General features: G+C 58.5%; 8 protein-coding genes. 1 reads left to right on the top strand and 7 read right to left on the bottom strand.

Features of this window, described 5'->3' with window-relative positions; translation table 11 throughout:
• Positions 1-92 precede the first annotated feature (92 nt).
• Both RX972_RS16760 and RX972_RS16755 read right to left on the bottom strand, forming a co-directional pair.
• Complete coding sequence (locus tag RX972_RS16760) at positions 93-1271, bottom strand: acetyl-CoA C-acetyltransferase (RefSeq protein ID WP_316877214.1); 1179 nt, start codon at positions 1269-1271, stop codon at positions 93-95.
• A gap of 135 nt (positions 1272-1406) precedes the next feature.
• The gene (locus RX972_RS16755; RefSeq protein ID WP_231673316.1) at positions 1407-2273 is read right to left on the bottom strand and encodes an oxygenase MpaB family protein; all 867 of its coding nucleotides are present in this window, start codon (positions 2271-2273) and stop codon (positions 1407-1409) included.
• 578 nt (positions 2274-2851) lie between these two features.
• Between RX972_RS16755 and RX972_RS16750 the strand changes: the two genes are divergently transcribed.
• Positions 2852-3064, top strand: a complete 213-nt coding sequence (locus RX972_RS16750; protein WP_122397528.1) for a DUF6124 family protein — start codon at positions 2852-2854, stop codon at positions 3062-3064.
• 226 nt (positions 3065-3290) lie between these two features.
• On the opposite strand, the gene pgi is transcribed toward RX972_RS16750, so the two are convergent.
• From pgi to RX972_RS16725, 5 genes are all read right to left on the bottom strand, one after another.
• Positions 3291-4955 (bottom strand): glucose-6-phosphate isomerase, encoded by a 1665-nt coding sequence (pgi, locus tag RX972_RS16745; RefSeq protein ID WP_027900338.1) that lies wholly within the window; start codon positions 4953-4955, stop codon positions 3291-3293.
• 332 nt (positions 4956-5287) lie between these two features.
• A complete protein-coding gene (gene panC, locus RX972_RS16740; RefSeq protein ID WP_122705465.1) occupies positions 5288-6145 on the bottom strand; it encodes a pantoate--beta-alanine ligase in 858 nt (285 codons plus the stop codon).
• Positions 6142-6942, bottom strand: coding sequence for a 3-methyl-2-oxobutanoate hydroxymethyltransferase (gene panB / locus RX972_RS16735; protein WP_263268580.1), 801 nt, complete (start codon positions 6940-6942; stop codon positions 6142-6144). The genes panC and panB overlap by 4 nt, the downstream gene beginning before the upstream one ends.
• Positions 6943-7172: 230 nt before the next feature.
• Positions 7173-7637: a 2-amino-4-hydroxy-6-hydroxymethyldihydropteridine diphosphokinase gene (gene folK / locus RX972_RS16730; protein WP_080238132.1), complete on the bottom strand. Its 465-nt coding sequence runs from the start codon at positions 7635-7637 to the stop codon at positions 7173-7175.
• 24 nt (positions 7638-7661) lie between these two features.
• Positions 7662-9062 carry a polynucleotide adenylyltransferase PcnB gene (locus tag RX972_RS16725; RefSeq protein WP_099268103.1) on the bottom strand — a complete coding sequence of 467 codons (1401 nt, stop codon included), beginning with the start codon at positions 9060-9062 and terminating at the stop codon, positions 7662-7664.
• Between the last annotated feature and the right edge of the window lie 422 nt (positions 9063-9484).

Raw genomic sequence — 9484 nt, 5'->3', positions numbered from 1 at the left:
TCGAAGGCAGGCCGGGTTTTCGTTTATCGTCGGAAATGCCGCCCAGACCAAGCTCTGCTCCAAAAATTCGTATTCCAGGTCAGAGGTTTTGATTACCGCGCCAAAGCCAGCGCCACGCCCTGACCACCGCCAATACACAGCGTCGCCAGACCTTTTTTGGCATCGCGCTTGATCATCTCGTGCAGCAGAGTAACCAGCACCCGGCAGCCTGATGCGCCAATCGGGTGGCCCAAAGCAATGGCTCCGCCGTTGACGTTGACCTTCGCCATGTCCCAACCCAGCTCTTTACCGACAGACAACGCCTGCGCGGCGAAGGCTTCGTTGGCTTCGATCAGCTCCAGTTGCTCAATCGACCAACCGGCTTTATCCAGGCAGCGACGCGTTGCGCTGACCGGGCCGATGCCCATGATTGCAGGGTCAACACCGGCATTGGCATACCCGGCAATACGCGCCAGCACAGGCAAGCCCAACTCAGCCGCCTTGGACGCACTCATCAGAATGACCGCCGCTGCGCCATCGTTGAGCGAAGAGGCGTTACCGGCCGTTACCGAACCATCCTTCTTGAACGCCGGTTTGAGTTTGCCCAGTGTTTCAGCGGTGGTACCAGCACGCGGTTGCTCGTCTGTAGCGAAAGCTACAGGGTCGCCTTTGCGCTGCGGGATCAGAATCGGCGTGATCTCATCCACGAAGCGTCCGCCTTCAATCGCAGCAACGGCTTTCTGCTGGGAGGATGCAGCGAACGCATCCTGAGCTTCGCGGCTGATTTCGTACTTGTCAGCAAGATTCTCCGCCGTGATGCCCATGTGATAGTCGTTGAATGCATCCCACAAGCCATCGCTGATCATGGTATCCACCAGCGTGCTGTGGCCCATGCGCAGACCGGTTCGTGCGCCCGGCATAACATAGTTGGACAGGCTCATGTTTTCCTGGCCGCCTGCAATGATCACCTCGGCGTCGCCACAGCGAATGGCCTGAGTTGCCAGGTGCAGAGCCTTGAGGCCCGAGCCGCAGACTTTATTGAGGGTCATTGCCGGAACTGCAAACGGCAGGCCTGCCTTGATCGCTGCCTGACGCGCCGGGTTCTGACCGGCACCGGCCGTGAGCACCTGCCCCATGATGACTTCATCGACCTGCGCACCCTCAATTCCGGTCTGCGCCAGTAGCTGGCGAATAACCGCTGCGCCCAGATCGACTGCGGAGACATTCGCCAGTGAACCCTGGAAACTTCCAACAGCGGTACGAGTGGCGGCAACGATAACGACGTCTTGCATGGCGCGGATCCTCATTCTTATTGGGTTTACGTCAGGCACAGAGCAGACGGCCTGATTCGTTTTGATCAGAAGACATGTTGGCACAGAAGGCGGGAGAGCTTCCAACCGAGAACTGGGCAGTCTTGGTTTTGGCGATCAGAGGCCCATCCGCCGCTGCGCCCGATGAATCGACCCGTTGCGAACAGCCCAGCGCAACACCGGCGCGCTGCGCTTTACGCTTGCGCGGACCAGGTGTCGCTGGAGTGCGGTCTGCTGCACGCCCAGCATCTCGCTTGCCCAGTCCGGTAGCAGATCAATACCCGCCTGCATCATCAGTGCGCCCATGGGTTTGGCCAGCAGACTTGGTGCGGGTGCGTTGAGCAGGATGCGCAGCACTTCCCGGCTGCGCTCGTCGCACAGTAATTGAGGGCGTATCTGTTTCAGGTACTCGGCAACGGCCCGGGCAGAGCGGGGCACGTTCCGGGCGCCGAGACGCTCTGCGATCACGGCGGTTTCGTCGTAGTACTTATCCTGATCTGCCAATGAAAGTTCAGGATTCAGGTAGCGAAGGTGCGCCGCGAGGAAGTTGCTGACTTCGGCTACGTGCACCCATGTCAGCAAATCCGGGTCGCTTGCGGCATAAGGTCGGCCATCTGGCGCGGTGCCGGTGACTTGCAAATGGATGGTCCTGACTTTATCGATCAACCAGTTGGCGTCGTGGGTTGAGCCGAACGTCGTGCCCGAAATGAACTGCCCGGTGCGCCGCAGCCGGCCGAGCATGTCCTGACGAAAGTTGGAGTGATCCCACACGCCCGCCAGCGCCAGTGGGTGCAAGGCCTGCAGCATCAGAGCGCTGATGCCGCCAATCAACATGGAGGGAAAGTCCCCATGTACTCGCCAGCAGACGGCGTCTGGCCCGAACAGACCCGGATCGCCCTTGGGATTTTCCAGATCGAGTTGGCCGAGAGACAAGCCCGTCAGGCTCATGACCTGGGTTTCGATACGACTGCGGATGAATTCCATTAGGGCTCTTTAACAACGCTTTCAGGAGTGGGTACACGCGTCAGCAGGGTGTGGGGCCGAATTTATTCGGGAAGGTGGTATTTCTGATCACGCAAATTCTTTGGATGTGCCGTCCCCTTCGCGAATGAATTCGCTCCCACATGAGATTTCATTTCAATTCGTGACGATGGTCGTGGTTGGACTCTTTAGCAGACCATGCCTCGCTTCGCTCTCTGGTTCAAGTTTTGTCGGCAATGCCGTAGATATCTGTTACCTGCGCTCACTAAATCCTTCAAATATAGGCCTGTTCCGACAGACTTCTCTCTTTCCTGTGAGTGAAGTTTCCTAGAAAATCCTGACCCCTTGCGTGGGTGGATTTTGCTCTCTAGGCTGCGCCGGTCACTGCTCATCAGTGATCGGGTTTAGCAGCCTGTTTCGCAATTTCTACGACGCGCTTTACCGCTTATGGCGGCTTTGCGTGGGGCACTTTCGAGTGCGCCGGTTTTGTAGGTTGCGCCGGTCTGCTAACCCGCGACAAAGCTGCCACCTCTTGTCTGTTTAGCAGCGAACATCCGGTGGCCCTAACTGGAGCAACCTGCATGAAAAAAGTAACACCGGATCCACCCAACATCTCTCTGGAAGAATCCCTGCTGCACGTCAGCGAACTCCTGCGTTGCGCTGCCGCGACGGCTTACGAGTCTGGTGACAGCCTCAATGGTCCGAAACGTGACCTGGCGTTTTCGGTGGTGCACTTGATCGGCATGGCCAGAACCGAACTGGATCGCTCGTTGGCGCGGGTTGAGTCAAGCTGAGTCTGGCCTGAAATGCTATTCCCTGTGGGAGCTGAGCTTCGTCTGGGCGGCATTCCGACGATAAGAGCGCCCCGGTGTACCTGATCAACCGAGGCGCCTTTATCGCGGGCAAGCCCAGCTCCCACAGGGGGGGCGGTGTTGTGTCAGCAATATGCATTTACACCCCAGAAAACAAAACCCGCCGTCTCTTGCGAGAGCAGCGGGTCTGGGTGTCGCTTGAGGTCGATCAGCCGCGGTGACGGCCGCGGAAGTAGTTGATCAGACCTTGAGTCGAAGCGTCATCGGCTGGCGTTTCGGTGCCGCCGGTCAGGCGTTGGTAAACGGCTTTACCCATCTCCTTGCCCAGCTCCACGCCCCACTGGTCAAAGGCATTGATGCCCCAGACCACGCTTTGCACGAACACCTTGTGTTCATACATCGCCACCAGCGCACCCAGGCGACGAGGGCTGATGCGCTCGACCACCAGGGTGTTGCTCGGACGGTTACCCGGAATGACCTTGTGTGGTGCAAGCTTCTGCACGTCCTCTTCGCTCAGGCCTTTGTCGCGCAATTCGGTTTCGGCTTCGGCGCGGGTCTTGCCGATCATCAGGGCCTGGCTCTGGGACAGGCAGTTGGCGTACAACCACTGATGGTGATCGGACACCGGGTTGAAGCTGACGATCGGTACGATGAAATCAGCCGGGATCAGTTGGGTGCCTTGATGCAGCAACTGGTGATAAGCGTGCTGACCATTGCAGCCTACGCCGCCCCAGATTACCGGGCCAGTGTCGGTCAGCGCAGGCGTGCCGTCCTGACGAACGCTTTTGCCGTTGGACTCCATGTCCAACTGTTGCAAGTGCTTGGTGATGTTACGCAGGTAGTGATCGTACGGCAGGATCGCGTGGCTCTGCGCACCCCAGAAATTACCGTACCAGACGCCCAGCAAGCCCAGCAGCACCGGCATGTTCTGTTCGAACGGTGCGGTCAGGAAGTGCTGATCCATGGAATACGCGCCGGACAACAGCTCCTTGAAGTTGGACATGCCGATGGCCAGCGCAATAGGCAGACCAATGGCCGACCACAGCGAGTAACGACCGCCGACCCAGTCCCACATCGGGAAGATGTTCTCTTCGCGGATGCCAAACGCCACGGCTGCGGCGTTGTTGCTGGAAACAGCGATGAAGTGGCGATACAACTCGGCCTCGGAACCGCCTTGTGCCAGATACCAGGCACGCGCCGCGGTGGCGTTCTTGAGCGTTTCCAGGGTAGTGAAGGTCTTCGACGAAACGATGAACAGCGTCGTTTCAGCTCGAAGCTTCATGGTCAGTTCATGGAATTCACTGCCGTCGATGTTAGCCAGATAATGACAGCGCACGCCTTTCTGCGCGTAGGAAAGCAGCGCTTCAGACACCAGCTCAGGGCCGAGGAACGAGCCACCGATGCCGATGTTCACCACGTCGGTGATCGGCTTTTCGCTGTAACCGCGCCACAGACCATCGTGAATGCGGCCGACCAGATCGGTCATCTGGTTCAGCACTTTGTGCACATCCGGCATCACGTTGACGCCATTGACGTTCAGCTTGTCGCCCACCGGGCGGCGCAGCGCGGTGTGCAGCGCAGGGCGACCTTCGGAAGAGTTGACCAGTTCGCCGTCATATTGCGCCTTGATGGCGTCTTTGAGGCCTACTTCGTTGGCCAGCTTGACCAGCAGGTCACGTGTTTCGGCGTTGATCAGGTTTTTCGAGTAATCGAGAAACAGTCCGCAGCTGCTGAGGGTGAACTGGTCGAAACGCTGCGGATCAGCATTGAAGGCTTCGCGCATGCTGAAATCCTGCATGGCTTGGCGGTGTTGGTTGAGCGCTTGCCATGCAGGCAGAGCGGTCACGTCAGAAGGGGTGCGGTAGTACGCCATCGCTGCGGGTTTCCTTGTACTTGGAACTGGCTAAACACTGAAAGCGAAGATAAGCAGACTTTTTAATCGTGACACCAAGACTAAACATTATGTGCGGCTGTGTCTGCGCCTGAACTGCTCGGTGCCCGGTACTATTTCACATGTTGCTGTCTGTTGGATGAACAGACGATGAAACCGTTACGAATAGGGCATTGCGGGTGTGGCTAAGTTCATTGCCTGATTGCAGGCACCACCATTGTAGGAGCTGGCGAAGGCTTCGATTGCATTCAACCTGACACACCGCCATCGCAGACTTCGGCAGCTCCTACAAGAGAGCCTTCAAATCGTTGGCTTCAATGCTGCTCGCGGTTCAGATGCAGATTATCGATCAAACGGGTCTTGCCCAGAAAAGCCGCTGCCAGAATAACCAGATCGTCGTCCTGAGCCGTTGCAGGGCGCAGGCTGGTAGCTTCGCGGATTTCCAGATAGTCAGGGCGCAACCCTGCGGCTTCGAGCTGGCGCTTACCAGCGTCCAGTAAAGTGACGAAGTTTTTGTCGCCACTATCAACGGCTGCACCGATCTGCTGGATGACCTTGTAAAGCACTGGCGCAGTCGCGCGCTGTTCTTCATTGAGGTAACCATTACGCGAGGACAGCGCCAGGCCATCGTCGGCGCGCACGGTCGGCTCACCAATGATCTGGATCGGCATGTTCAGGTCGCGAACCAGCGCACGAATGACCGCCAGTTGCTGAAAGTCTTTTTCACCGAACACCGCCAGATCAGGCTGGACCATGTTGAACAGCTTGCTGACCACCGTTGACACGCCATCGAAATGGCCGGGACGACTGGCGCCGCACAGACCTTCAGAGATAACCGGCACGCTGACCACGGTCTGATCCTTCATGCCATGGGGATACATCTCTTCGACGTTGGGCGTAAACAGCAAATGACAGCCAGCCTCAAGCAGCTTTTCCTGATCGGCAGCCAGGGTGCGAGGGTAGGTCGCCAGGTCTTCGTTGGGGCCGAACTGCATGGGGTTGACGAAAATAGTCGCTACCACGAAGTCCGCGCGCTGCGCTGCTTTGGTGACCAGGGCCGCATGGCCGCTGTGCAGGTTGCCCATGGTCGGCACCAGGCCGATCCGCTTGCCTTCACTGCGGGCGCGAGCGATGGCAGCGCGTAATTCGCGTACGGTTTTTACTGTGTTCATGCCGAGAATCCGTGTTCAGTGCCGGGGAAGCTGACGTCTTTGACGGCGCTGACATAAGCGCGCAAGGCCGCCTGAATGTCTGGCTGGCCGACCATGAAGTTCTTCACGAATTTGGGCACGCGTCCGGTAATGGAAAGGCCAAGCATGTCGTGCATGACAAGCACCTGGCCGTCAGTGGCACTGCCCGCACCAATGCCGATGACCGGGATTTTCACGGCATGGCTGATTTCCTGAGCCAGTTCGCTCGGCACGCATTCCAGCAAGAGCATTGCCGCACCGGACTGTTCCAGAGTGATGGCGTCTGCACGCATTTGCCGTGCCTGGGATTCCAGGCGACCTTGAACCTTGTAACCGCCCAGCACATTGACCGACTGCGGAGTCAGGCCCATGTGCGCGCAGACCGGGATACCACGATCTGCCAACAGACGAATCGACTCCGCCAGCCATGCTGCGCCTTCAATCTTGACCATGTGCGCACCCGCCTGCATCAGCGCAGCGCTGTTGGCGTAGGTTTGCTCAAGGGTGGCGTAGGACATGAAGGGCAGATCGGCCATGATCAGCGCGCCCTGATTACCGCGTTTCACGCTGGCGACGTGATAGGCCATGTCGGCGGTGGTCACGGGCAGTGTGCTGTCATGCCCTTGCAGGACCATGCCCAACGAGTCGCCGACCAGCAGCACTTCGACGCCTGCTTCGCTTGCGGCATGGGCAAAGGTCGCGTCATAGCACGTCAGCATGGTGATCTTTTCACCTTTCTGCTTGAGAGCCTGCAACGACGTTACGGTGATATCTGGCATGGAAAAGTCCTCTGTCAGGCGCGGTGAACACTACGGCGAGCAGCTCGTGAATTCATCCGTTTCAGGCAGGCACACCGTCGTGTGCGGTGTTTAAAAGCAGCCGGCTTGCGCCCATAAGCCAGCGAACAGGCTGGCGGGACGCCTATCTTCGTGATGAGGGGGGATTAAGTCAATTGCCTGTGTTACCGGTGAGTTACCGGTTGAGCGCTGTGTTACCGGGCACTGGGCTATTACGCCTGCGGCACTAAACGCTCAATGCCTTCAAACGGACAGCGGGTCAGCAATTTGCTCAGGGAGCGACCGTCGGCCAGTTGCAGATCCGGCGCAAGTTCGGCCAGTGGGTAGAGCACGAAAGCCCGGGCCTGCATGTGGTAATGCGGCACTTTGAGACGGGGTTCGTCGATCAATCGCTCACCGAATACCAGAATGTCCAGGTCCAGTGTGCGTGGGCCCCAACGCTCGGTGCGTTCACGGCCTTGATCCAGTTCGATAGCCTGTAGCGCGTCGAGCAGGGCAAGCGGTTCAAGGGTGGTGTCCAGCGCTGCAACGGCGTTGGTGTAACGCGGCTGATTGGGTAGCAGCGAGTCGCTTACATAGAAGGAAGAGACACCGACCCACTGGCTCTGCGGCAACCTGGCCAATGCCCTGATGGCATGACGCAGTTGCTCGGCGGGGGCAGCCAGATTACTGCCCATGCCTATATAGACGCGTTCCACGTGTTACTCGCCCGATGCGGCCGGTTCGCCACCGGCACGTTTGCGTTTGGCACCACTGCTGCGGCGACGTTTGCGCGGGGCTCCCGCTTCGGGCTTGCTGCCGAGCTCGCTGATCATCGTGCGACGTTCGCTGTCGTTGGCGTCCTGGTAATCAGTCCACCATTCGCCCAGGCCATCGGTTTCTTCGCCCGCGCTTTCACGCAGCAGCAGGAAGTCGTAACCGGCCCGGAAGCGTGGATTGTCGAGCAACAGGTCGGCGCGCTTGCCGGAGCGGCGCGGCAGACGTTCCTGCATGTCCCAGATTTCCCGAATCGGCATGGTGAAGCGCTTCGGAATCGCAATACGCTGGCACTGCTCGATGATCAGCTCGTTGGCCGCTTCCTGCATGGCAGGGATTGGCGGCATGCCGCGTTCCTGCAGGCGCAGCACTTTGGCTGGCAGCGCAGGCCACAGCAGGGCAGCGAACAGGAATGCCGGCGTTACCGGTTTGTTCTGCTTGATGCGCAGGTCGGTGTTGCGCAACGCCTGGCTGATCAGCGTGTGGGTGTAGGTCGGACGGTATTCCAGAGACTGGGAGCTGGCCGGGAACAACGGGTCGAACAGTTCCAGGTCCACCAGCATTTCGAAGGTGGGTTCGGCGTAGCCGGACAGGAACAGTTTGAGCACTTCTTCGAACAGACGCGCCGACGGAATATCACGCAGCATCGGTGCCAGCGGTCGAATCGGCGTGGCGCTGTGCTTTTCGATGCCGAAGTCCAGCTTGGCGGCGAAACGCACGGCGCGCAGCATGCGGACCGGGTCTTCCTTGTAGCGCTGCTCCGGATCGCCAATCAGGCGGATCAGGCGATTGCGAATGTCGTGTACGCCGTTGGCGTAGTCGAGAATGCGCTCGCTGACCGGGTCGTAATACAGGGCGTTGATCGTGAAGTCGCGGCGCTGGGCGTCGTCTTCAAGGGTGCCGTAAACGTTGTCACGCAGAATCCGGCCGCTTTCGTTACGCGAAGACTGGTTGCTGTCCTCTTCTTCATCATCTTGCGGATGATTGGCGCGGAACGTCGCCACCTCGATGATTTCACGACCGAAGTGGATGTGAACCAGTTTGAAACGGCGGCCGATGATACGGGCATTACGGAATTCGGCACGGACCTGCTCCGGCGTGGCGCTGGTGGCGACGTCGAAATCCTTGGGCGTGATGTTCAGCATCAGGTCGCGAACGCAGCCGCCGACGAGATAAGCCTGATAGCCCGCATTTTGCAGACGCTCAACGATATTCACCGCATAACGGCTGAATTGGCCGCGTTGCAGCGAGTGTTGGCTGCTGTTGAGCACTTCAGGCGTGCTGCGGATATGTTGCTGCGGTTTACGCAGTGGAGTACGAAATGACTGGAACAGCTTCTTCAGCATGGGATGCACTGTTTGAAGGAATATTCGGCCATAAATGAGGAATGACCGCATGATGGGCGGGGATTCTAGCATTTAGTCAGGGGATGGTGTAGGAAGCTGCGCGTTCAGCAAACAGAACCCCAACAGGAGGGCGCTTGCCCGCGATGAACGATGACTCGGTGTGCCTGCGAGACCGCGGCGCCTGAATCGCGGGCAAGCGCGCTCCTACAGATGAGATATCTCGTTTCAATCAGGGGGGAGTGAGGAAGTTTTCTTCAGAAGCTACTGGGGGAGCCGAAGCTCCCCCAAAGTGTGTGCTCTTATTTTTATTTTGTCTGTGGGCTTCTTGTTTTTGTTGAGTGCCCATTCACGAGACTTTCGTCTGTGAAACCTCCCAATCGGGAGTCAAGAGCAAACGGATTGCTTTGGTCGCTGTGTTGCAA

This window comes from Pseudomonas syringae group sp. J309-1, from assembly GCF_032582135.1.
Classification (GTDB): Bacteria; Pseudomonadota; Gammaproteobacteria; order Pseudomonadales; family Pseudomonadaceae; genus Aquipseudomonas; species Aquipseudomonas quasicaspiana.
This window is presented reverse-complemented; position numbering and strand designations above follow the sequence as displayed.

What these genes read in the sequence shown, in the direction of transcription:
- panB (WP_263268580.1), bottom strand. Translation starts at nt 6,942, where the DNA reads ATGCCAGATATCACCGTAACGTCGTTGCAGGCTCTCAAGCAGAAAGGT.
- RX972_RS16725 (WP_099268103.1), bottom strand. Translation starts at nt 9,062, where the DNA reads ATGCTGAAGAAGCTGTTCCAGTCATTTCGTACTCCACTGCGTAAACCG.
- RX972_RS16755 (WP_231673316.1), bottom strand. Translation starts at nt 2,273, where the DNA reads ATGGAATTCATCCGCAGTCGTATCGAAACCCAGGTCATGAGCCTGACG.
- RX972_RS16760 (WP_316877214.1), bottom strand. Translation starts at nt 1,271, where the DNA reads ATGCAAGACGTCGTTATCGTTGCCGCCACTCGTACCGCTGTTGGAAGT.
- pgi (WP_027900338.1), bottom strand. Translation starts at nt 4,955, where the DNA reads ATGGCGTACTACCGCACCCCTTCTGACGTGACCGCTCTGCCTGCATGG.
- panC (WP_122705465.1), bottom strand. Translation starts at nt 6,145, where the DNA reads ATGAACACAGTAAAAACCGTACGCGAATTACGCGCTGCCATCGCTCGC.
- folK (WP_080238132.1), bottom strand. Translation starts at nt 7,637, where the DNA reads ATGGGCAGTAATCTGGCTGCCCCCGCCGAGCAACTGCGTCATGCCATC.
- RX972_RS16750 (WP_122397528.1), top strand. Translation starts at nt 2,852, where the DNA reads ATGAAAAAAGTAACACCGGATCCACCCAACATCTCTCTGGAAGAATCC.